This window comes from Pandoraea eparura, from assembly GCF_902459725.1.
GTDB lineage: Bacteria > Pseudomonadota > Gammaproteobacteria > Burkholderiales > Burkholderiaceae > Pandoraea > Pandoraea eparura.
Window position 1 is genome coordinate 102506 of the sequence record NZ_CABPSH010000005.1, and the last position, 22924, is coordinate 125429.

At 63.8% G+C, this 22924-nt stretch carries 21 protein-coding genes; 9 read left to right on the forward strand and 12 right to left on the reverse strand.

The genetic code is table 11. From position 1 onward, the window contains the following. Nucleotides 1-19 precede the first annotated feature (19 nt). Nucleotides 20-1579 (reverse strand): sensor histidine kinase, encoded by a 1560-nt coding sequence (locus tag PEP31012_RS13115; RefSeq protein WP_150589776.1) that lies wholly within the window; start codon nt 1577-1579, stop codon nt 20-22. A gap of 200 nt (nt 1580-1779) precedes the next feature. Between PEP31012_RS13115 and PEP31012_RS13120 the strand changes: the two genes are divergently transcribed. The 8 genes from PEP31012_RS13120 to PEP31012_RS13155 all read left to right on the forward strand — a co-directional run bounded on the left by PEP31012_RS13120 (nt 1780) and on the right by PEP31012_RS13155 (nt 8595). Continuing rightward, the gene (locus PEP31012_RS13120) at nt 1780-1956 is read left to right on the forward strand and encodes a DUF1328 family protein (protein ID WP_150589777.1); all 177 of its coding nucleotides are present in this window, start codon (nt 1780-1782) and stop codon (nt 1954-1956) included. Nucleotides 1957-2053: 97 nt separating this feature from the next. Beyond that, nucleotides 2054-2215, forward strand: coding sequence for a DUF1328 domain-containing protein (locus PEP31012_RS13125; protein ID WP_039414459.1), 162 nt, complete (start codon nt 2054-2056; stop codon nt 2213-2215). A gap of 151 nt (nt 2216-2366) precedes the next feature. After that, entirely contained in the window at nt 2367-3011 is a 645-nt protein-coding gene (locus PEP31012_RS13130; protein ID WP_150589778.1) for a response regulator, read from the forward strand. Nucleotides 3012-3024: 13 nt separating this feature from the next. Beyond that, nucleotides 3025-3447 carry a response regulator gene (locus PEP31012_RS13135; protein WP_150589779.1) on the forward strand — a complete coding sequence of 141 codons (423 nt, stop codon included), beginning with the start codon at nt 3025-3027 and terminating at the stop codon, nt 3445-3447. A 158-nt stretch (nt 3448-3605) separates the two neighbouring features. After that, the gene (locus PEP31012_RS13140; protein WP_150589780.1) at nt 3606-4640 is read left to right on the forward strand and encodes a methionine ABC transporter ATP-binding protein; all 1035 of its coding nucleotides are present in this window, start codon (nt 3606-3608) and stop codon (nt 4638-4640) included. Then, nucleotides 4630-5283: a methionine ABC transporter permease gene (locus tag PEP31012_RS13145; protein WP_150589781.1), complete on the forward strand. Its 654-nt coding sequence runs from the start codon at nt 4630-4632 to the stop codon at nt 5281-5283. The genes PEP31012_RS13140 and PEP31012_RS13145 overlap by 11 nt, the downstream gene beginning before the upstream one ends. Before the next feature lie 58 nt (nt 5284-5341). Beyond that, nucleotides 5342-6154 carry a MetQ/NlpA family ABC transporter substrate-binding protein gene (locus PEP31012_RS13150; RefSeq protein WP_150589782.1) on the forward strand — a complete coding sequence of 271 codons (813 nt, stop codon included), beginning with the start codon at nt 5342-5344 and terminating at the stop codon, nt 6152-6154. Between the two features lie 548 nt (nt 6155-6702). Beyond that, nucleotides 6703-8595 carry an EAL domain-containing protein gene (locus tag PEP31012_RS13155; protein ID WP_150589783.1) on the forward strand — a complete coding sequence of 631 codons (1893 nt, stop codon included), beginning with the start codon at nt 6703-6705 and terminating at the stop codon, nt 8593-8595. A gap of 92 nt (nt 8596-8687) precedes the next feature. Here the strand turns inward: PEP31012_RS13155 and PEP31012_RS13160 are convergent, their stop codons facing one another. Together PEP31012_RS13160 and PEP31012_RS13165 are read right to left on the reverse strand one after the other, a co-directional pair. Continuing rightward, a complete protein-coding gene (locus tag PEP31012_RS13160; RefSeq protein ID WP_174978232.1) occupies nt 8688-10304 on the reverse strand; it encodes an APC family permease in 1617 nt (538 codons plus the stop codon). 465 nt (nt 10305-10769) lie between these two features. Continuing rightward, nucleotides 10770-12320, reverse strand: coding sequence for a UbiD family decarboxylase (locus PEP31012_RS13165; RefSeq protein WP_150589784.1), 1551 nt, complete (start codon nt 12318-12320; stop codon nt 10770-10772). A gap of 647 nt (nt 12321-12967) precedes the next feature. Between PEP31012_RS13165 and PEP31012_RS13170 the strand changes: the two genes are divergently transcribed. Next, the gene (locus tag PEP31012_RS13170) at nt 12968-13933 is read left to right on the forward strand and encodes a lytic transglycosylase domain-containing protein (RefSeq protein ID WP_150589785.1); all 966 of its coding nucleotides are present in this window, start codon (nt 12968-12970) and stop codon (nt 13931-13933) included. Between the two features lie 181 nt (nt 13934-14114). On the opposite strand, the gene PEP31012_RS13175 is transcribed toward PEP31012_RS13170, so the two are convergent. From PEP31012_RS13175 to PEP31012_RS13215, 9 genes are all read right to left on the reverse strand, one after another. After that, complete coding sequence (locus PEP31012_RS13175; protein ID WP_150589786.1) at nt 14115-15320, reverse strand: pyridoxal phosphate-dependent aminotransferase; 1206 nt, start codon at nt 15318-15320, stop codon at nt 14115-14117. A 149-nt stretch (nt 15321-15469) separates the two neighbouring features. Beyond that, the gene (gene nusB / locus PEP31012_RS13180) at nt 15470-15922 is read right to left on the reverse strand and encodes a transcription antitermination factor NusB (protein ID WP_150589787.1); all 453 of its coding nucleotides are present in this window, start codon (nt 15920-15922) and stop codon (nt 15470-15472) included. Next, nucleotides 15922-16449: a 6,7-dimethyl-8-ribityllumazine synthase gene (ribH, locus tag PEP31012_RS13185; RefSeq protein WP_150589788.1), complete on the reverse strand. Its 528-nt coding sequence runs from the start codon at nt 16447-16449 to the stop codon at nt 15922-15924. Before ribH ends, nusB begins: the two co-directional genes overlap by 1 nt. 131 nt (nt 16450-16580) lie before the next feature. Continuing rightward, nucleotides 16581-17702, reverse strand: a complete 1122-nt coding sequence (gene ribBA, locus PEP31012_RS13190; protein ID WP_150589789.1) for a bifunctional 3,4-dihydroxy-2-butanone-4-phosphate synthase/GTP cyclohydrolase II — start codon at nt 17700-17702, stop codon at nt 16581-16583. Nucleotides 17703-17955: 253 nt separating this feature from the next. Next, complete coding sequence (locus tag PEP31012_RS13195) at nt 17956-18657, reverse strand: ABC transporter ATP-binding protein (RefSeq protein WP_150589790.1); 702 nt, start codon at nt 18655-18657, stop codon at nt 17956-17958. Beyond that, nucleotides 18657-19424 carry a high-affinity branched-chain amino acid ABC transporter ATP-binding protein LivG gene (livG, locus tag PEP31012_RS13200; RefSeq protein WP_150589791.1) on the reverse strand — a complete coding sequence of 256 codons (768 nt, stop codon included), beginning with the start codon at nt 19422-19424 and terminating at the stop codon, nt 18657-18659. Before livG ends, PEP31012_RS13195 begins: the two co-directional genes overlap by 1 nt. Beyond that, complete coding sequence (locus PEP31012_RS13205) at nt 19421-20695, reverse strand: high-affinity branched-chain amino acid ABC transporter permease LivM (protein WP_150589792.1); 1275 nt, start codon at nt 20693-20695, stop codon at nt 19421-19423. Before PEP31012_RS13205 ends, livG begins: the two co-directional genes overlap by 4 nt. Before the next feature lie 8 nt (nt 20696-20703). Next, a complete protein-coding gene (gene livH / locus PEP31012_RS13210) occupies nt 20704-21627 on the reverse strand; it encodes a high-affinity branched-chain amino acid ABC transporter permease LivH (protein WP_150589793.1) in 924 nt (307 codons plus the stop codon). A gap of 103 nt (nt 21628-21730) precedes the next feature. Beyond that, nucleotides 21731-22843, reverse strand: coding sequence for a branched-chain amino acid ABC transporter substrate-binding protein (locus tag PEP31012_RS13215; protein ID WP_150589794.1), 1113 nt, complete (start codon nt 22841-22843; stop codon nt 21731-21733). Between the last annotated feature and the right edge of the window lie 81 nt (nt 22844-22924).

The following is a 22924-nucleotide window of genomic DNA, read 5'->3' on the forward strand; positions in this document are numbered from 1 at the left end:
CGACGCACGGTGATGCAGCCTAGGGTGTGTGCGGCGAGGTGCCGGCGTCGTCATCATCGTCAGTACGCCTGGCGCAAGGCGTTTGCGTGGCAGTGCTTTCGGTGACTTCCGTCGCGATGTTGGGCGCGTCCGCAGGATTGCACAGCGGCAGCACCACCTGAATCTCGGTGCCGAGGCGCAGCGGCAGCGAGTGAATGTCGATACGTCCGCCCTTGGCCGAGACCCGCTGACGCATGCCGAACAGGCCGTGCGTCTTGGGCTTGTTGAACTGATCCGGCGTGAGTCCGATGCCGTTGTCGATGACTTCGAGACGCACACGCTGATCGTCGCACGCCAGCGCCACGCGCACCGCCGTGGCGCGAGCGTACTTGCCGGCATTCGTGAGCGCTTCCTGCGCAACGCGGAACAGCACGATCGCCGTCGACTCGGGCAGTGCGAAGTCGTCTTCCGGCAAGTCGAGGTCGAGTTGCCAGTGCTGTTGGTCGGCGGTTTCCTCGGCGAGCGAGCGCAATGCCGTCACGAGACCGAAGTTGATCAGCACTGTCGGGCGCAGATTTTCGATGATACGGCGCTTCGTTTGAATGCCGGAGTCGAGATTGCGTTGCGCGCGCGCGAGTTTTTCGGCAATCACAGGATCGACGTTGCGCAGCTTGTGATGCGCCCAGGTTACGTCCATCTTGCAGGCGGTGAGAATCGCACCGAGTTCGTCGTGAAGTTCGCGCGACAGGCGGGTCTTCTCGTCTTCGCTGACGTTCTGCAAGTGCGTGGCCAACTCGTCGAGCTGCTCGGTGCGCTCGCGCACCACTCGATCCAGATGCGCCTGCTGTTCGTGCAACTGGTCGCGCGCGAGTTGCTCCTGCCGCATCTGCCGGCCGAGCGTGCGAAACAGCAGCACGAACAGCAGGATGGTGAGCACCGAGAGGGCGCCGGCGCTTATCGCTGAAATCGCCTGATCGAAGCGTCCGTCGTCCTGCGCGGTGCGCGCGCGGGCCAACTCGCGGTTGTAAAGATCGGTGATGCCGTCCTGCACCGGCTCCATCGTCCCCATGCCGAGATTGGCCGGCGAGAGCGCCTCTTCGAGGTTCATCTCTCCTTGCTTGACCGCCGCGCGTGCCGTTTCCATGGCAGTGATGCGCTGCGAGAACAGCGTCATCACGTTGGCAAAGTCCTTCGAGGCCTGCGCGTCGCCGGTCACTTCGTAATGCTGGACCACCAGGGCGGCGAGATCGCGAATGCGTCGCACGGCCGACAGGTAGGGATCGAGATAGATCGGATCGTTCGTGAGCAGATAGCCGCGCTGGCTCGATACCACGGTCGAGGTGCGCGCCATGATCTCGTTGAGTTCGTTGGCCGCGGTCATCGCCTGCAGGGCGGCCTCGTAGGTGGAGGCGAGCCGGCGGTGTGCCGACTCCAGCCCGATCAGGCTGCCGACGGTGATGACGATCGCCGCGATCATCGCGATGATCCAGCTTCGGCGACGCAACCAGGACGTGAGCAATCGGGACATGAGGGCCTGTGGCGTGGTGTTGACGGGGGGGCGCGCGCGGGGAATACCGATGATCAGACGCGCTTCGATCATAAGTCGAAATGCGCGTCATTTTGCGAATTGTCAGCGAATTCCTACGCAAAAACCAGCGGCGTCCGGGCAGTCCCGCCCGTGCCGTTTTTCTACCATTTACTCAGCGTCCGAGGGTTTGCGTCGCGCTGTGTCAAGGGGCGACGCGCCACCGGATGTGACGGAAGTCTCCGGGAAACGATGGACTGACCGAGGAGAGCGCCATGTTGAAATGGGCTTTGATGTTCGCACTGATCTCGATCGTGGCAGGCCTGTTGGGCTTTACCGGGATTGCCGCGGGAGCGGCCGGCATCGCGAAGATTCTGTTCGTGCTGTTCCTGGTGCTGTTTGTGATCTTCCTGCTGCTTGGACTGACTGTCGCCAAGAAGATGGTCGACTAGACGGTGCGCTGCTGCACGGAGCATGTCCGTGCGCGGTCGTGAAGCCGTGACGCGTTGTCATGCCGCGCACGGACCGCTCCCATCCTAGGAGGTTGCGATGCTTCATTATGCTGTCGTTTTTTTCGTGATCGCGTTGATCGCCGCAGTGTTCGGTTTTACCGGCATTGCTGCCGGTGCGGCAGAGATCGCGAAAATTCTGTTCTTCATCTTCCTTGTGATCTTTTTGGTCACGCTGCTCTTCGGGGTGTTCCGACGATAGACGCGCGCTTCCCGGCCGCCGAGGTGTCTCGCCCGGCCGGGCGACCTCGGCACGCGCGTCGGGCAGCCCGGCCGCACTGGCTGCGCATCGCAATTGAGCGTTAGCGCGAGATGATTCATTATTTGGGCGACCGAGCATCACTGGAGCTTTGATGTCACCGACAACAATAAAAATTCTGATTGCCGACGACCACGCGATTGTCCGCACCGGCTTCAAGCAATTCATCGCCGATGAATCGGATATGGAAGTGCTGGGCGAAGCGGCGAGCGGCGACGAAGTGATTCGTGCCGTGCGCGATACGGCATTCGATGTGGTGCTGCTCGATATCGCCATGCCCGACAAGAACGGCATCGACACGTTGCGCGTGATCAAGCAGTTGCGCCCGTCGCAGGGCGTGCTGTTCCTGTCGACGTACCCGGAAGCACAATACGCGGTCAACCTGCTGCGCGCGGGTGCGAACGGCTACCTGATGAAGGATGCCGCGCCGGAAGAAATCATCCGGGCCATCCGCACGGTAGCGCGTGGCCATCGCTATGTCAGCGAAGGCACGGCCGATCTGCTCGCGCAGAAGCTGGACCAGCCCGGCGACGAGCCGATCCACGAACAACTCTCGGAGCGCGAGTTTCAGGTGTTCTGCAAGCTCGCGCAGGGACGCACCCCCACCGAGATTGCCGACGAGTTGCATCTGTCGGTGAAGACCGTCAGTACGTATCGCGCGCGCGTGCTGGAAAAGATGCATTTGAAAACCAATGCCGACCTGACGCTCTACGCGCTCAAGAACGGCTTGATCAGTTGATAGCGAGGTTGTCATGTCAACCGGGAACGCGGCAACGCTTACGGGGTCCCGCTTGCCCCTCAAGGTGCTCTTGATCGAGGACTCGGCGGTCATCCGCGAAAGCCTGTCCGAAGCGCTCGGGTCGACGGGGATGCTCCAGGTGGCGGGCGTGGCGGAGACGGCCGACGACGCCGTTCGCACGCTCCAGGAAGCGTCGTTCGACGCGGTGATCGTCGATATTCAGTTGCGACGCGGCTCGGGCATGGATGTGCTCGCGTACCTGCACGACGCGGGGCTGCTGCCGCAGCTCATGGCCATCGTGCTGACGAACTACGCGTTGGCCACCTACCGCAAGCGTTGTCAGCAACTGGGTGTGCAGTACTTCTTCGATAAGTCGCTCGAATTTGATCGCGTGATCGAAGTGCTCGACGACTTTGCCTCCGGCAGGCAAGCCTGAGCGTCACCCGGTTCAGTTGAAATCCGATATAAGGAGGTCGAGTTTTATTATTTTCAAATATTTAGATGCATGGGCTAGAATATTGTCTTTGCACTGAATATCGGGTCCAGGCGGCGGCACTGCGGGCAGTTTCGGCAGTGGGGCTGCTATTTTTTTGCATGATCGAACTCCAGAACATTACCCAGCGCTTTGCTGGGCCCAAGGGGCCGATCGACGCGCTTTCCAACATCAGCCTGTCGATCGAGCGCGGCGAAGTCTTCGGCATCATTGGCCGAAGCGGCGCTGGCAAGAGCACGCTCGTGCGTGTCATCAACCTGCTCAATCGTCCGAGCGACGGCGCCGTGCGCGTCGACGGCCAGGACTTGACGTCGCTGTCGGCCGACGCGCTGCGCCAGGCGCGCCGCCGCATCGGCATGATCTTTCAGCACTTCAACCTGCTTAATTCGCGCACCGTCTACGATAACGTGGCGCTGCCGCTGGAGCTGGCGGGCCTGTCGGCGGCGGAGATTCGGGCGAAGATCCTGCCGTTGCTCGAACTGGTCGGCCTGACGTCCCAAAAGGATCGTTATCCGTCGCAGATTTCCGGTGGACAGAAGCAGCGCGTGGGCATTGCCCGGGCGCTGGCGAGCGAGCCGCAGGTGCTGCTCTCGGACGAGGCGACGTCGGCCCTCGATCCAGAGACGACGCGCTCGATTCTTGAGTTGCTCAAGCGGATCAACCGCGAGTTGGGCCTGACCATCGTGCTCATCACGCACCAGATGGAAGTCATCAAGCAGGTGTGCGACCGTGTCGCGGTGCTCGATGCCGGCCGCGTGGTCGAACAGGGCCGCGTCATCGACGTGTTCCTGCGCCCGCGCCACGAAGTCACGCGTGCGCTCATCGGCGACGTCATCTCGCAGGAGTTGCCGGTGGGCGTGCGTGAGCGTGTCGCGTCGCGTATCGGCAACGGTCACGATCACCTGTATCGTCTGGCGTTTTCCGGCGCCGGGGTGGATCAGCCGCTGCTCTCCGAGGCAATTCGCCGCTACGAACTCGATTTCAACATCCTGCACGGCCAGATCGACGAGATCCAGGGGCAGGCGTTCGGATCGCTCGCCGTGCTGGCGGGCGGCACCCCGGCCCGAGTGGCCGAAGCCATGGCGTTCCTCGCCAGTCAAGGCGTTGTCGTTGAGGAGCTGAGCCATGTGGAGTGAAATGTTCGATCTCTTCGTCTCCTCGTTCTGGGAGACGCTCATCATGGTCGGGATTTCCGGCGTGATCGGTGCTGTGGTCGGCGTGCCGCTCGGCGTGCTGCTCTATCTGACCGACCGCAACGGCGTGTTGCAGAACCTTCCGACCAATCGTATCGTCGGCATCCTCGTCAACGCGGTGCGCTCGACGCCGTTCATCATCCTGCTCGTCGCGGTGATCCCGTTCACCCGCCTGATCGTCGGCTCGTCCATCGGCACGATGGCGGCAGTCGTGCCGCTCACCATCGCGGCCGCGCCGTTCGTGGCGCGCCTGGTGGAGACGGCGCTGCGCGAGGTCGACCGCGGCCTGATCGAGGCGGCGCAGTCGATGGGCGCGACGACCGGTCAGATCGTCACCAAGGTATTGCTGCCCGAGGCGCTGCCCGGCATCGTGGCCGGTCTGACGATCACGTTCGTCAGTCTGGTCGGCTATTCGGCGATGGCCGGTGCCATCGGCGGGGGAGGGCTGGGCGACCTCGGCATCCGCTACGGCTATCAGCGCTTCCTGCCCGAAGTGATGATTACCGTCGTGCTGATCCTGATCGTCTTCGTGCAATTGGTACAGACATTCGGCGACTGGCTGGTGCGTCGCCTGAGCCATAAATAACGTCTCACACAACAACGTCGCCGGCGAACCGGCACTTCACTCACACGCGAGGTTTTTCATGCAACGTCGTACGCTTTTCAAGCTGTTGGCCGGTGTCGGTGCCGCTACCGTCTTCGCCACGCAATTCGCCGCGCCTGCGGCTGCCGCCGATGTCGTCAATCTGAAGATCGGTGTCACGGGTGGCCCGCACGCGCAGATCTTCGACGAAGTGAAGAAGGTTGCGGCCAAAGACGGCCTGAACATCAAGGTCATCGAGTTCAGCGACTACGTGCAGCCGAACGCCGCGCTGTCGTCGGGCGACCTGGACGCGAACAGCTACCAGCACCAGCCGTACCTCGACGCCCAGGTGAAGGACCGTGGCTACAAGCTCGAGTCGATTGCCAAGACCGTGATTTTCCCGATGGGCATCTATTCGAAGAAGATCAAGTCGCTGGCCGATCTGAAGTCGGGCGACAAGGTGTCGCTGCCGAACGACCCGACCAATGGCGGACGCGCGCTGCTGTTGCTGCAAAAGCAGGGGCTGATCAAGCTGCGTGCCGACGCGGGTCTGAAGGCGACGCCGCTCGACGTGACCGACAACCCGAAGAAGCTGAAGTTCGTGGAGCTGGACGCCGCGCAACTGCCGCGCTCGCTCGACGATGTCGCCGTGGCTGTCATCAACACCAACTTCGCGATGGAAGCCGGTCTGAACCCGAAGCGTGATTCGATCGCCATCGAAGACGCCAGCGGCCCGTACGCCAACGTGCTGGTCATTCGCACGGCCGACAAGAACAAGCCCTGGGTGGCCAAGCTGATCAAGGCTTACCATTCGCCGGAAGTGAAGGCCTTCATCGAGAAGAAGTTCGGCGGCTCGGTCGTTACCGCGTGGTAATTCGGTCGTGACGACACAGTAACCCGTCCACTACCGTCGGGTTAAGTCTGAACCGCCGACCGGTCAGCCCGGCAGGGCGTGCCGGTCGACGGCACCCTCGGGAAAGCACGGCAACGCTTTGCGGCGTTGCCGTTTTTTTTCGTCCCCGCATTGGCTCCCTACACTTGGCCCCTGCTTCTCGTGCCGTGTCGGACGAATGCCCGGCGCGCGCGACGGATTCCCGCGGCGTGAGAGGGGGGAGGTTTTCGCTGTCCTGCCGTGTGTGGCAATTCCGACACTGTCACGGTTCTGTCAAATCTCGGCGCTAGCCTGAGTGCCAAGTACAAGAGGGTGCCTGCGGGCACCGTCACCAGACGCGGACACAGGCCACAGAGCAACTGCCGCACGTGAAGCACGGGGAGCGGGTGAAACACGTCATCGGCGCGTCGCTTGCCATGGGTGTGCATGCATAGGCCTGCACATGTGCATGGGCAGGCCCGGCATATGCCCGCACAACGTCATGCGGTTTGCATGTTGGCCGCGCACCGCCCCGACTTACGGAGTTGCCGTTGACCCTTCTTCCGCCTGTCGCGATACGTCCGCCGGAGCGGTTTGCCGTGCCGGCGGCATCGGACGACGCACTACTGTCGCCAGTCCCAATCCGCGCCCCTTATGCAGAACCCGACGAAGCGGCGTTGCTTGCCGAGTTGTGCGAAGGCATCGGTCTGACCTGCGTGTTTCAGCCGATCCTCGACTTTCGTACGTCGGGTATCGCCGGTTACGAGGGGCTGGTGCGCGGGCCGGTTGGCACGTCGATCCATTCACCGCTGGCGCTGTTCGCCGCCGCCCGCCGTCATGGCCTGCTTGCACCGCTCGAACTGGCTTGCCGCCGCACGGTGCTGCGCGGCTTCGTCAAGCAGGATCTGCCGGAACGCCTGTTTCTCAACATCGGCCCGATCACCCGTGCCCACCCCGGCGGCGGTGTGGGCGACTCGCTGGGTCTCGACGAAACGTTTGCGATGCTCCAGTCGTTGCCGCTCGCACCTGAGCGGGTGGTGCTCGAACTCACGGAGCACGCCCCCACGCTGGATCTGGCGAGCACGCGCGCCTCACTCGCGGCGTATCGCGCGCTGGGTTTCGAAGTCGCGCTCGACGACATGGGCGAAGGCTACGCCAGCCTGCGATTGTGGTCAGAGCTGCGGCCCGATTACGTCAAGATCGACCGCCATTTCGTCGACGGCATCGACACCGATACCGTCAAACTTCAGTTCGTGCGTTCGATGCACCAGATTGCGGAGACGAGCGGCACCCGCGTCATCGCCGAAGGCATCGAGCAGGCCGAGGAACTGCAAGTGGTCCGCGATCTCGGCATTTTTCTAGGGCAGGGATATCTCATCGCGCGCCCGGAAGCGAGGCCGCAACGGGCGATCACCGCGCAGGTGCAGGCGGTCGTCAATGAGCGTCGCGCCTATGTGCACCAGCAACCGAGTCAGCTGGGCGCGGGCAACGTAACGCTGGAGGGCATTGCCTCGTACGTGTTGCCTGTCTCGCCGGAGACCCGCAGCGAGGATGTCGTGGCGCGTTTCGAGAGCGATGCGTCGCTCGACGTGCTGCCGGTGGTCGAACATGAGCGCGCGGTAGGCTTGATCGGCCGGGCATCGCTGATCGGCCGTTTCGCCCGGCCCTTCACGCGCGAACTCTATGGACGCAAGCCATGCTCGGCCGTGATGGAGCCACGCCCGCTCACGTTCGACAAGCGCGCGCGCATGGAGGATCTGAGCCGCATGATTGCCGAAGGCGCCAGCCGGCAAATCGCGGGCGGTTTGATCGTCACCGACCAGGGGCGCTATCTGGGGGTGGCGCAGGGGCATGCCCTCATGCGTTACATCACCGACATGCAGCTCGACGCGGCGCGGTACGCCAACCCGCTCACGCTGCTGCCGGGCAACGTGCCCATCGACGACTATATGGATCGCATGATCGGCGAGCGGCAGTCATTCCACGCGTGTTATGTCGATCTCGATAACTTCAAGCCGTTCAACGACGTGTTTGGCTATCGGCGCGGCGACGACCTGATCCAACTGGTCGCGCGTGTGCTGATGGCAGTGCGCAATCCCGAGCGTGACTTCCTGGGCCACATCGGTGGCGACGACTTTCTGGTGGTGTTCCGCAGCCCCGATTGGGAGGCGCGCTGTCGCGAAGCACTCGCCCGTTTCGGCGAGGCGGTGACGGAATACTTCCATCCGGATCAGATCGCGGCGGGCGGGTTCGAGGCGGAGGATCGTCGTGGCATGGTCATCTTCCATCCGATCACGAGCCTGTCGATCGGCGTGGTGGCGGTGACGCCGGAGAGCTTTCCGTCGCACGTGGAAGTCTCGGCCGCAGCGGCCGATGCCAAGAAGATGGCCAAGCGCGCGTTGGGCAACAGCCTGTTCGTCGAGCGTCGGCGCGCGCATCGGTGAGCGTGCCCGAGTCGATTGGCATGACGCAAAAAAGCCCGCCGCAATGATTTGCAGGCGGGCTTCTCCGTTGGCGATGCCGTAGCGCGGCGCGCTTAGTGCGAGAGCGCCGGCATGCCTTCCATGCTCGCGACGTCTTCTTCACGCTCACCAGCCAGGTACGGCGTACGCCAGCCGGCCTTCACGCCCCAGTGGTAGAACGCGAGCGACATGGCGGCCACGATCAGCATATCCCAGCCATACGGCAGCAGGCCTAGGCCGCCGAATTCCTTGCTGCCGATATACGAGCACAGCGCCATGGCCGGCAGGTAACCGATCAGCCACCAGGATGCCTTGAGGTCACGGCCGAACCCTTGCCAACGGTCCTTCGCCTGATAGTAGAAATAGACGGGCAACGCCACGACCACCAGCACGATGATCTGGCCGGTGAGCGGCCAGCGCGCCCAGTACAGAATCAGCGATGCACATACGAAGGCAAACGGTGCGATCAGCGAGAGGCCGCGCAGGCGCAGCGGACGGTGCAGCTCGGGGGCGGAGCGACGCAACGCCATGACGCTGATTGGACCGGTCAGGTACGAGATCACGGTCGCGACCGAAATCACGGCGGCCAGCGAATCCCAGCCACGGAAGAAGAACATGAAGACGAACGAGATCGCCAGGTTGAACCACATCGCCGGGCGCGGCACGCCATACAGCGGATGCACGCGACCGAGCATCGCGGGCAACGTGCGGTTGCGCTCCATCGCGTAGATCATGCGGCTCGTGGTCGCCATGTAGGTGGTGCCGGTACCGCTCGGGCTCAGGAACGCGTCGAAGTACAGCACGATCGCCAGCCAGTTCAGGCCGAGCGCGATCGCCAGTTCCGCGAACGGCGAGCTGAAGCTCACCCCATGCCAGCCGCCAGCCAGTTGTTCGGGCGAGAGCGCGCCGATATAGGCCACTTGCAGCAGCAGGTAGATAACGGTCGCGAGCAGAATCGAGCCGACTACCGCGAACGGGATGCTGCGGCCCGGGTCGCGGGCTTCACCCGCGAGATTCACCGGGCTCTGGAAGCCATTGAAGGCGAACACGATGCCTGACGTGGCGACCGCAGTGAAGACGGCCGACATGCCATTCGGTGCGAAACCGCCGTGCTCCGCCACGTTGAAGTTGCCGGGGTGGAAGCCTGCAATCATCAGGCCCGCGATGGTCAGCGCGGGGATGGCGAACTTGAACAGCGTGATGGCCGTGTTGGCGCGCGCGAACAGCTTGACACCCCAATAGTTGAGCATGAAGTAGCCGATCACCAACAACGCGGAGAGCATCAGACCGCTCGTGCTGAGCGTGCCGTCGACGAACAGCGCGTGCGCCCAGTCATACGGCCACGTGCTCATGTACTGGATCGACGCTTCGGCCTCGATCGGAATGACCGACACGATGGCGATCCAGTTGGCCCACGCGGCGATGAAGCCGACGAGGCTGCCGTGCGAATAACGTGAGTAACGCACCATGCCGCCCGACTCGGGGAACATCGCGCCGAGTTCGGCGTAAGTGAGCGCGATGGCCAGAATGACAACGGCGCCGATGAGCCAGGCGAAAAGGGCGGCGGGACCGGCGATCTTGGCGGCCTTCCAGGCGCCGAACAGCCAGCCGGAGCCGATGATCGAGCCAAGACCGGTCAACATCAGGGCGAACGGCCCGATGTTGCGCATGAGGGGTTGATTGTTATCCATTCGATGTCTTCTCCACGCCCGGGGGGAGCAGGCGCCGATCCCGATGAGGGCGGGAGCGGTACGCTGCGCGAGGGCGGACAAACTGCCCGCAGGCCGGTCGTCGTCATCAGGCGCATGACGGCGGGGGGCGGCGCTGGCGGACGCAACTTCTGTTGATCGGCTTCGCGAGTTTCGACGGGCATCCGACATGACAACGCACGCGGGGACGTGCATTACCCGAAATGGGGTCGGAGTCGCCGATCGCAAAAAAATCGCGATTCTACCCGAGCCAGTCCCGTCGTGTGGGACTTTGTGGAACTTTCGCGGCGACATTCGGGTCGGCGACGTCAGGTAGGAACGCGCGCAAGCCAGGCAGGGCGCGGTTCTTGACCTAGGGAAAGCGCGTATTACAAATTATTAAAGGGTCAGATGAAAAGTGAGCAGAGAATCGGCCGACCCGTCGGCCGCCTCGGCCGAACGATCTGGCTACAGGCCGAGGTCCTGATACAGCGCGGCCATGCGCGCGTCGACGTCGGCGGTCATTTCGATGGGGCGTCCCCATTCGCGCGACGTTTCGCCGGGCCACTTATTCGTGGCGTCGATCCCCATCTTCGAGCCCAGTCCCGCCGTGGGCGAAGCGAAATCGAGATAATCGATGGGGGTCTGGTCGACGAGCGTGGTGTCACGGGTCGGATCGACACGCGTGGTGATGGCCCAGATGACTTCCTTCCAGTCCAGGATATCGACGTCCTCGTCCACCACGACGATGAACTTCGTATACATGAACTGCCGCAGGAAACTCCACACGCCGAACATCACGCGCTTGGCATGGCCCGGATAGGCCTTCTTCATCTTCACAATGGCCATCCGGTAGCTGCAGCCTTCCGGTGGCAGATAGAAATCCGTGATCTCGGGGAATTGCTTCTGCAACAGCGGCACGAAGACTTCGTTGAGCGCGACCCCCAGCACTGCAGGTTCATCGGGCGGTTTGCCCGTGTAGGTGGAGTGGTAGACGGCGTTGCGGCGCAGGGTAATGCGCTCGATCGTGAACACGGGAAACCACTCCTGCTCATTGTAGTAGCCGGTATGATCGCCGTACGGGCCTTCGAGCGCATGGGCGTAACCCGCTGTCGCGCCGCGCGCCGGCGGCGGCGGGGCGCCATCGGGCACGCTCGGCGGCGTATCGGACGGGTAAATGAACCCCTCGAGCACGATCTCGGCCCGGGCGGGCACGCGCAGCGACTCCAGTCCCGGCGTCAAACACTTGGCCAGCTCGGTGCGACTGCCGCGCAGCAGGCCCGCAAACTGATACTCGGACAGCGTATCGGGCACCGGGGTAACGGCACCCAGCATGGTGGCCGGATCGGCACCCAGCGCGACCGCTATCGGAAACGGCTTGCCGGGATTCGCCTGCGCGAACTCACGGAAGTCGAGCGCGCCGCCTCGGTGGGCGAGCCAGCGCATGATGACCTGGTTGCGTCCGATGACCTGCTGGCGGTAGATGCCGAGATTCTGACGTTTGCGATGCGGCCCTTTGGTGATGACCAGGCCCCACGTAATGAGCGGGGCGGCGTCGCCGGGCCAGCAGGTCTGGATGGGCAGGCGCGCGAGGTCGACATCGTCGCCTTCCCAGACAATCTCCTGACACACCGGGCTGCCGACTTCCTTGGGCGCCATGTCCCAGACGGCCTTCGCCATGCCGAGCAGCTTGCCCGCATCCTTGAGCCCGCGCGGCGGTTCCGGTTCCTTGAGTGTCGAGAGAAGACGGCCGATATCGCGCAGCGACCCGAGGGCGTTTTCGCCCTTGTCGACCCCCATGCCAAGCGCCACACGTTCAGGGGTGCCAAACAAGTTGGCCAGCACGGGCATGTCGTAACCGGTCGGCCGCGAAAACCATAGCGCCGGGCCGGCCGCTTTGAGGACACGGTCGGCGAGTGCCGTCATCTCCAGTACCGGCGAGACCGGCACGTCTACGCGACGAAGCTGGCCGGATCGCTCCAGTTGCGCGGTGAAGTCACGAAGATCGAGATATTTCATGAAACAAACCGTTACCAAAAATTTTTACGAAATTCATACGATCGGTGCAAACGATCGTTTGAATTCCAGGGAGTCGGAGTGATACCCCAGTAAACGCGGGGGTGAGGCAGGGCATTCTACCGGGCAAGGCATCTAGACGTCACGGCAAAACCACCGTTACAAATTACTTTTAGTAATGATTTTTTCAAATAATAGTATTGACTGTTTATATATGACTGCTACAATCCGCCCGTTGAATCCAAAAAGGCGGCTTTGAAGACGGGTAGGCCGACCCGCTCAAGCTTAGCGATAACTACAACATTGACGTGGATTTTCAGTCGCTGGTTTTCTCACCGAGGTCGGGAAATCAGTGTTTTAGGAAGCAGCGCGAGCGATAGCTCGTCAGCGCCAGAGACCTGAACAGGTCGGCGTGCTGCGGCGGTAATGACATCGTTGACGACAGACACGATGCACCGCCTTGTTCCCTATGCCGTAAATGAGCGTTACACGGGATGCCTGGCGGGCATGTCGGCTCATTTCCCTACGCCCCGGGGCCACCCCGTGGTGACGGCGTAACCGGAGTACGTAGGATGAAGAAGTCTGGTTTATCACCCTGGCTACTGGCCGCTGTCCGTGCGCTTGGCGCGCGAGGTGCGGCTACGGTAGCCATGGCTCGACGCGATTGGCGTCGCCTCGCATGGCACGGCGGTCGTGTTGGACTCTATACCTCCAGCGCGGTTGGCCTGGTTGCCGTGGTTGGCACGCTGGCGCTGTGGGCTCGACCGACGTGGCGCGCCGATCTGGCGTCGCAAGTCGGCCCGCTGCTCGAAGCAGCGACGGGCTCGGCCAATGCGGCCGCCCCAGGCGCCAACGGTGGTGCGCTCGCGCAGCAATCGCCGTCGGACGCGTCGATGATGGCGCAAGCCGCGCAGCACGTGCCGTCGGCAGCGGTGCTCGCGGCCTATATCCCGAACCAACGTGTGGCCGCCGATGCGCGCGCTACCAAGACGCTGGACTCGCGCGAGCAAATCGCCGTCGCCGACTATCTGGCACGTCGCTATCGCGTGGCCGGTGACGTCACGGGCAACCTCGTGCGCGCCGCGTACTCGACGGGCAAGGAAGTCGGCCTCGATCCGCTGCTGCTGCTGGCTGTGATGGCCATCGAATCGGGCTTCAACCCGTACGCCGAAAGTACCGTGGGTGCGCAGGGCCTCATGCAAGTGATGTCCAAGGTGCATCGCGACAAGCTGGAGTATTTCGGCGGTCCCGAGGCGGCACTGCATCCCATCGCCAACATCAAGGTTGGCGCGTTGATCCTGAAGGAATGCATTGCCCGCGGCGGCTCGCTCGCCGGGGGGCTGCGCCGCTATGTCGGCTCGACGAGCGCGGGTGACGGCGGTTACGGCGCCAAGGTGCTGGCCGAGCGTGATCGTCTGCGCAGCGTCGCCATGGGGCACAAGGTCTCGCCGAACGCGCCGCAAGCGCCGGTCATCGTCAGCGCGGTCAAGCCGGTGGCAAAGCCGGTCTCGGCCGGCAAGTCGGGTGAAGCCGCGGATGCAGTGGCTACGCCGGCGGCATCGGTGGGCAAGGCAGCCGCCAAGTCGCTCGAAGCGGACGACAGCACTGCCGCCTGATCGGCCATCGGCGGCGTGGTGTGCCCCGGCCGGCGCATCGCCCGCGTCGAATCATCGGCGCGCGATGGCCCTCTATATATAGAGGCACCGCGCTGCCCAAAAAAAACCCATCGAAGCGATTCGATGGGTTTTTTCTTTTTCCCGCGCTCGGCATACCGGGCGCGGCGGTGGCTCGGGTGTCTCAGCCGGTGGCGAACACCTTTCCGATCCGGTCCATCGCCTCGTGCAACTGCGCGAGCGAGGTGGCATACGACAACCGGATGTAGCGACGCGGCTCGGCAAAACCGAAGTCGAGCCCCGGTACGAGCACGACGTCGGCTTGCTGCAGGAGGGACTGCGTGAGGCGGTCGCTGTCGGCTGCGTCCGGATGCGAGACGCCGGTGCAATCCGCATAGACGTAAAACGCGCCGTCAGGCATCACCGGCACCCGGAAGCCAAGGCGCTCAAGCGCGGGCACGATATAGTCGCGTCGCTCGCGGAACGCGTTCTTGCGTGCCTCGAAGATCGCGAGCGTGTCCGGTTGGAAGCAGGCCGTCGCCGCATGTTGCGCCACGGCGGACGGGCAGATGAACAGATTCTGCGCGAGCTTCTCGAACGTCGCCACCAGCGACGGCGGCACGACCAGCCAACCGAGACGCCAGCCTGTCATGTTGAAGTACTTGGAGAAGCTGCTCACGACCAGCACATCTTCGCCGAACGACAACGCCGTGGTGGGTTGGCGGTCGTAGGACAGGCCTTGGTAGATCTCGTCGACGAGTGTGAAGCCGCCCCGTGCCCGCACGGTCTTGACGATGCGCGCCAGTTCGTCGGTCTCGATGGACGTGCCTGTCGGATTCGACGGCGAGGCGAGCAGCACGCCTTTCGTCGCCGGTCCCCAGTGGGATGCGATGCGCTCGGCCGTAAGCTGAAAGCGCTCCGCGGGGCCCGAGGGGATCAGCACGGGTTTGCCGTCGAATGTGGAGACGAAATGACGATTGCACGGATAGCACGGATCCGGCATGAGCACTTCGTCGCCCACGCCGACCAGCGCGGCACAGGCCAACACGAGAGCTGCCGACGCGCCGGCCGTCACGACGATGCGCGATGGTTCGACTTCCACGCCGTAAAAGCTGCGGTAGTAGCCGGCGATGGCGTCGCGCAGGGCGGGGATGCCCATCGCGCCCGTATATTGGGTTCGTCCATCGCGCATAGCCTTCACGGCCGCCTCGATCACCGCCTCGGGCGCGGTGAAATCCGGCTCGCCGATGCCCATGTGGATCACGTGATGCCCGGCCTTCTCGCGCAGCGCGGCCTGCTTGGCCAGCTCCATCACGTGAAACGGGGCGATGTCGTCGACGCGTTGCGCCAGCGTCAGTGCGGCGGGGGCGAGGTCGGGCGTGCGATCCATGATGTCGGGGGGAGACGGGAAGGAGTCAGGAAGCAGAGAGAGAGGAGCCGGGGCGGGTGCCACGGGGCCGGTCGCCCCGTTCCATGCGCTTGCGGCGCCGGCGGTAGCGTCAGGCCGGACGGCCTGCGATGCCGGGCACTTCGCTCACGTTACGCACTTTTGCCGCGGCTGCCATTGCGATTCGCGGCGACTTCGTCTGGCCGCACTTCCGCGGAAAACTTGTCGAGAACGCCGTTCACGTAGCGGAAGCCTTCCACGCCGCCAAAGGTCTTGGCGAGTTCGACGGCCTCGTTGATGACCACGCGGTACGGAATGTCCAGGTGGTGAATCAGTTCGTAGGCACCGATGACCAGCACGGCATGCTCGACCGGCGACAGCTCGGCGGCCGGGCGGTCCAGATAGGGCTGGAGTTGCTGCGACAAGGCGTCCGCCTCACGGATGCTGCCGTGCAGCAGGGCATCCAGGTGAGCACGGTCGGCCTTGTCGTAGCCTGGGGTGGTGCGCAGGTGCGCATCGATCTCACCCGCGTGGTCGCGCGAAAGCAGCCATTGATACAACCCTTGCAACGCAAATTCGCGCGCGCGGCGGCGAGCACTCTTCATTACCGATCTTCCTCTTCTTCGTCTTCGTCTTCGTCTTCGTCTTCGTCCGATCCGTCGTCGCCACCGAGCATGTCGATGGCTTCGAGCAGATTGGCCATTTCCACCGCCACGCGGGCCGCATCGCGACCTTTTTCGGCGGCGCGCGCTTCGGCCTGTTCGTCGTTCTCGGTCGTGAGCACCGCATTGGCGATGGGGATACCGAAATCGAGACCGATGCGCGTAATGCCGGCGCCACTCTCGTTCGAGACCAGCTCAAAGTGATAGGTCTCGCCGCGGATGACCGCGCCGAGCGCGATCAGCGCGTCGAACTGGCCGCATTCGGCCATCTTCTGCAACGCCAGCGGAATTTCCAACGCGCCGGGCACCGTGACGAGCAACACATCGTCGCCATCGACGCCGAGGCGGTCGAGTTCGGCCACGGTGGCGGCACGCAATGCCGTGCAAACGGCGTCGTTGAATCGTGCTTGCACGATGCCGATGCGCAGGCCTTCACCGTCGAGTTCGGGCTGGTATTGTCCGATGTCCATGATGGGCTTCCTCTAAAAAAGTACCGTCCAGGCGGTGCGGCCAAGGTTGTGCCGGCATGCCCGAGACGGGCATGACTCGGCAGAATGATGCCCCGCTGCCGTCGGCGGGCGGGCCATCGATACAAGCATACTCAGGCGGTCGGTGCGCCGGGCATCGGTTGGAAGCCGGTGACCTCCAGGCCATAACCTGCCATGTTGGGAATCTTGCGGGGGCTCGAGAGCACCCGCATTTTACCGACGCCCAGCTCGCGCAGGATTTGCGCGCCAACGCCGTGCGTGCGGAAGTCCACCGGGCGGCGCTTTGCGCGCGCCGCTTGCTCGGTTTCGTCGAGCGCTTCGAACTGATTGAACAGGTGCTCGGGCGTCTCGACGCAGTTGAGCAGCACAACCACCCCCTTGCCCGCCTCGGCAATGGCTTGCATCGCGCCGGCGAGCGTCCACGAGTGGGTCGACACGCCGGTCTCGAGCAGGTCGAGCACCGAGAGCGGTTCGTGCACGCGCACGAGCGTTTCGTCGGCTGGGCTCGGCACGCCACGCACCAACGCCAGGTGCGGATTGCCGCTCGGCTTGTCGCGGTAGAGTGTGGCCTGGAAGGGGCCCCAGGCCGTTTGCATTTCGCGCGTGGCGACCGTCTCGATCATCGATTCGGTGCGGCTGCGGTAATGGATCAGATCGACGATCGTGCCGATCTTGATGTTGTGCTGCTCGGCGAACTCCAGCAACTGCGGCAGGCGTGCCATCGTGCCATCGTCGTTCATGATCTCGCAGATGACGGCGGCGGGCGTGAGACCGGCCATCGCCGTCAGGTCGCAACCGGCTTCCGTGTGGCCGGCGCGCACCAGCACGCCGCCGGGCTGCGCCATGATCGGGAACACGTGACCCGGCTGCACGATGTCTTCCGGACGGGCGTCGCGGCCAATGGCCGTCTGCACCGTGTGGGCACGATCTGCGGCTGAGATGCCCGTGGTCACGCCCTCGGCGGCTTCGATCGACAGCGTGAACGCGGTGCCGTACTGGGTGCCGTTGCGGTAGGTCATCAGCGGCAGGTTGAGCTGCTTGCAGCGCGCCTGCGTGAGCGTGAGACAAATCAGGCCGCGGCCGTACTTCGCCATGAAGTTGATGGCTTCAGGCGTCGCGAACTCGGCCGCCATGACCAGATCGCCTTCGTTTTCACGGTCTTCCTCATCGACGAGGACAACCATGCGGCCGGCCTTCAGCTCGGCAATGATTTCTTCTGTAGTGGCCAACGGCATAGCGGACAACGCGAGGCGGAATTTGGAAAGGCTCTATTCTACGCCAAGCCGGTGCCCGTCTGCGCCCGAATCTCGCAAGCGCGCGAATCCGGATCGGGTGGGGCCCGTGATCCGCGTGACGTGCCAATCCGGACGACGTCGTGGGCCGCGGGTGCGCCTTGCCGCATGAGAGCATGGGGACGCCACCGAAAGGTGCGTCCCCGTGTCTCATTTTGACGCCGAAGGCCCGTGCGCCTGGCCGCAGCGCGCCATGTCACGCGCCGAGATACGCGCGTTTGATGTCGTCGTTTGCGAGCAGATTCGCGGCCGAGTCGGCGAGCACGACGCGGCCGGTCTCGAGCACGTAACCGCGATCGGCCACGTGCAACGCCTTGTTCGCGTTTTGCTCCACCAGAAACACGGTGACACCTGCTTCGCGAATCGCACGAATGATGTCGAAGATCTGCGCGATCACGAGCGGCGCGAGGCCGAGCGTCGGTTCGTCGAGCAGCAGCAGGCGCGGACGGCTCATCAGCGCCCGCCCGATGGCCAGCATCTGCTGTTCGCCGCCCGACATCGTGCCGGCGCGTTGCTTGCCACGCTGCGCGAGTCTCGGGAACAGCTTGAAGACGTGGTCCATCCCGGCGTCGATCTGGTCCTTGGACGAGAAGAAGCCACCCATCTTCAGATTCTCGATGACGGTCAGACTCGGAAACACCCGGCGGCCTTCCGGCGAAATCGCCAGTCCCATGCGCATGATGTCGTGCGTGGGACAGCCCGTGATGTCGCGACCTTCGAACAGGACACGCCCGCGCGATGCGCGCGGCGTGCCGCACACGGTCATCATCAACGTGGTCTTGCCGGCGCCGTTACTGCCGATGAGCGTCACGATCTCGCCCTGGTTCACCTCGATCGACACGCCCGAGAGCGCCTCGACGGCCCCGTAATGGGTATGGATCTGTTCAAGCTTCAGCATTATTCCTCCCCGAGGTAGGCCTTGATGACGCGCGGGTCGCGCCGCACCTCGTCGGGCTTGCCGGTCATGATCGGCTTGCCGTGTTCCATCACGAGAATTCGGTCCGACACCCCCATGACGAGACTCATATCGTGCTCGATCAGCAGCACCGAGATGCCGAACTCGTGACGCAGGTTGTCGACGAGTTGCTGCAACTCGACCTTCTCTTGCGGATTGAGGCCGGCGGCCGGTTCGTCGAGCATGAGCAGACGCGGCTCGGTGATCATGCAGCGTGCGATTTCGAGACGCCGCTGATGGCCGTACGACAGCGTGCCGGCTTCGCGGTTGGCCACGGCCGTCAGGCCCAGCCGGTCGAGCCACGCCTTGGCGCGCTCGAGCGCCTGGCGTTCGGCGCGGCGGAACGCGCCTGTCGAGAACAGCCCTTGCAGGAAGCCGCCATGCACCCGCAGGTGCTGCGCTACGAGCAGGTTCTCCACGACCGTCAACTGACGGAACAGGCGGATGTTCTGGAACGTGCGCACAAGACCGCGTCGCGCGACCATGTGGCTCGGCAGGCCGGTGATATTCTCGCCATCGAGCGTGATCGCGCCGCCCGTGGGGCGATAGAAGCCGCCCACGCAATTGAAGACGGTCGTCTTGCCAGCGCCGTTCGGGCCGATGATGGCGAAGACTTCGTGCGAGCGGACGCCGAAATCGACGCCATCGACGGCCAGCAGGCCGCCGAAGCGCATCTGCAGGCCGGAGAGTTTCAACAGTTCTGCGCTCATTGCGGCAACTCCACATGCGGGCGGGTGGCGGGCAACAGGCCCTGCGGACGCCACATCATCATCAGTACCATCACCAGACCGAAAATCAGCATGCGGTATTCGGCAAAGTCGCGCGCGACTTCCGGCAGGACGGTGAGCAGGATGGCCGCGAGAATCACGCCGATTTGCGAGCCCATGCCACCGAGCACCACCACGGCGAGGATGAGCGCCGACTCGATGAACGTGAAGGATTCCGGTGTGACCAGCCCCTGACGCGCGGCAAAGAACGCCCCGGCGAGTCCGGCGAACGACGCCCCCAGCGTGAATGCCGAGAGCTTGATGCGCGTCGGGTTCAGGCCGAGCGAGCGGCACGCGATTTCATCTTCGCGCAGCGCTTCCCACGCACGGCCGATGGGCATGCGAATCAGGCGGCTCGTGACGAACAGCGTGAAGCCCACCAGCGCAAACGCCAGCAGGTAGAGATAGATCACCATGTGCGCGCCGTCGTACGGCAGGCCGATCAGCTCGTGGAACGTCTTCACACCGTCGACGCTCGACGAGCGCGCCATCTCGAGGCCGAACACGCTGGGCTTCGGAATGCCCGACACGCCGTCCGGTCCGCCGGTGAGGCTCGTCAGGTTGTTGAGCAGCAGGCGGATGATTTCCCCGAAGCCGAGTGTCACGATGGCCAGGTAGTCGCCGCGCAGGCGCAGCACCGGAAACCCGAGCAGGAAGCCGAACGTCGCCGACATCAGCGCGGCAATCGGCAGGCATTCCCAGAAGCTCAGGCCGAAGTACTGGTTGAGCAGGGCGTAGGTATAGCCACCCACCGCGTAGAAGCCTACGTAGCCTAGATCGAGCAGGCCGGCGAACCCCACGACGATGTTCAGACCCAGGCCGAGCACGCAGTAGATGAGGGCGAGCGTCGCCACGTCCACCGCGCCGCGCGAGCCGACGAACGGCCAAACGAGCCCGATGGCGAGCAACCCCCACATCGCGCATAGTTGTTGACGGCGTCCCAGGGTGGGCACGGCGGGCAGCGTCACGGTGCGCGTCGAGCGCAGCAGCATTGGTTTGACCATCTGGAACACGAAGACGACGGCGGCGGCGATCCAGACCGGACGCCAGTGCTGTTCGATCACGACGCGATAGCCGTCGAGCTTCAGTTGCAGGCCGAGGATGGGGGCGGTGAGCACGATGGTCACGAGCGCGGAGATGACGGCGCCTTTGAGCGTGTCGCCGGCCGGTGCGTGTTGGGCGGCACCGGACTGGAGCGTAAGTGGTTGTGTCATGGTCGACCTCAGACTTTCTCGACGTCGGGCTTGCCCAGCAGGCCGGTCGGGCGGAACAGCAGCACGAGCACCAGCAGGCAGAACGCCACGATGTCCTTGTATTCGGATGGCATATAGCCCGAGGCGAGCGTTTCCGCCAACCCGAGCAGTACCCCGCCCAGCATGGCGCCGGGCACGCTGCCGATGCCCCCCAGCACCGCGGCCGTGAAGGCCTTGATGCCGGCGATGAAGCCGATGTACGGATTGAGCTTGCCGATGGTCAAGCCGATCAGCACGCCGCCGACGGCCGCGAGCATGGCGCCGAGGACGAAGGTGAACGAGATCACGCGGTTCGTATCGATGCCGAGCAGGTTGGCCATGCGCATGTCCTCGGCGCAGGCACGGCAGGCGCGTCCCATGCGCGAGTTGGCGATGAACAGCGTGAGCAGGATCATGAGCGCGATGGTTACGCCCACGATCAGCATGCGAGCGTAGGGAATGGTCACCGTGAAGTCGCCCATCGGGATGTCGATGGCACCGGAGATCAGCATCGGAACGGACACGTCACGCGCACCCTGACCGATCTGTACGTAGTTCTGCAGGAAGATGGACATGCCGATGGCGGAGATCAGCGGTCCGAGACGGGGGCCGCCGCGCAGCGGCCGATACGCCACCCGCTCGATGGCAAAGCCATACAGGCCGGTAATCAGCACCGAGACCAGCAGCGCTGCGCCGAGCACGAGCGGTAACGGGTAACCCGCCGCGGTGCCGATGGCCGTCAGCGTGACGAGCCCGACATAGGCGCCGATCATGTAGATCTCGCCGTGGGCAAAGTTGATCATGCCGATGATGCCGTAGACCATCGTGTAGCCGATGGCAATCAACGCGTAGATCGCGCCCAGCGTCAGGCCGTTGACCAGTTGCTGGGCAAGCTGTGGGAAAAATTCATTCATGCGGGAAGCCTCGCGACGAGCGGGGGCCGAGCGCGAATGCACGCCGCCCGCCGGGGACGGCGGGCGGCAGGGGGGATTCGCTGGCCGGTAAAGCGTCAGGGAATCAGTTGGCGGCGGTCTTGGTGGCGTCCTTGTGCCAGGTGTACACCACGAACTTGAACGACTTCAGATCGCCAGCCGCGTCGTACGCCACCTTGCCGATCGGCGTATCGAACGTGTTCGCGTGCAGATACTTGGCCACCTTTTCCGAATCGGTGCTCTTCGCACCGGCAATGCTCTTGGCGATCAGTTGCACACCCGTGTAGGCGGGCATTTGGAACGGGCCGTTCGGATCGCGCTTGGCGGTGGCGAACGCCTTCACCAGCTTGGCGTTGGCCGGGTCCGCCGCGAAGTCGGCGGGCAGCGTCACAAGCATGCCTTCCGAGGCCGGGCCGGCAATCGCCGTCACGTCCTTGTTACCCACGCCTTCCGGCCCCATGAATGTGGCCTTCAGGCCTTGTTCGCGTGCCTGGCGCAGCAGCAGACCCATTTCCGGGTGATAGCCGCCGAAGTACACGAAGTCCACGCCCTGTGCCTTGAGCTTGGTGATGACGGCCGAGTAGTCGGCGTCGCCGGCATTGATGCCTTCGAACAGCACGACCGGGATCTTGGCGGCGTCGAGGTCCTTCTTCACCGAGGTGGCAATGCCCTGGCCGTACGACTGCTTGTCGTGGAGCACGGCCACTTTCTTCGGCTTGACCTTGTTGATGATGTACTGCGCGGCCGCCGGGCCTTGCTGGTCGTCACGGCCGATGGTGCGGAAGATGAAGTGACGCTTCTTGCCTTCGGTCAGTTGAGGGGCGGTCGCCGATGGCGTAATCATCACCACGCCTTCGTTTTCATAGATGTCCGATGCCGGGATGGTGGAGCCCGAGCACACGTGACCAATCACGTACTTGATCTTCTGGCTGACGATCTTGTTGGCGACGGCGACGGCCTGCTTCGGCTCGCACGCGTCGTCCATCATCACGGCTTCCAGCTTGTTGCCGTTCACCCCGCCGGCCGCATTGATTTCTTCGATGGCGGTCAGCGCACCGGCCTTGACCATGTCGCCATATTGGGCAACCGAGCCGCTGAACGGTCCGGCGATGGCGATCTTGACGGTCTCGGCGTTGGCAGCCGTGCCGAGCACGGCAAGGGCGGCGGCGACGAACAGGGATTTGTGACGGAACTGCATCGTGGACATCTCCTTGATTTGTATTTTTTGAACACCCGGACGTGCGGTGCGCTGGATCGACGGTAAAACCCGGTCGGTCTT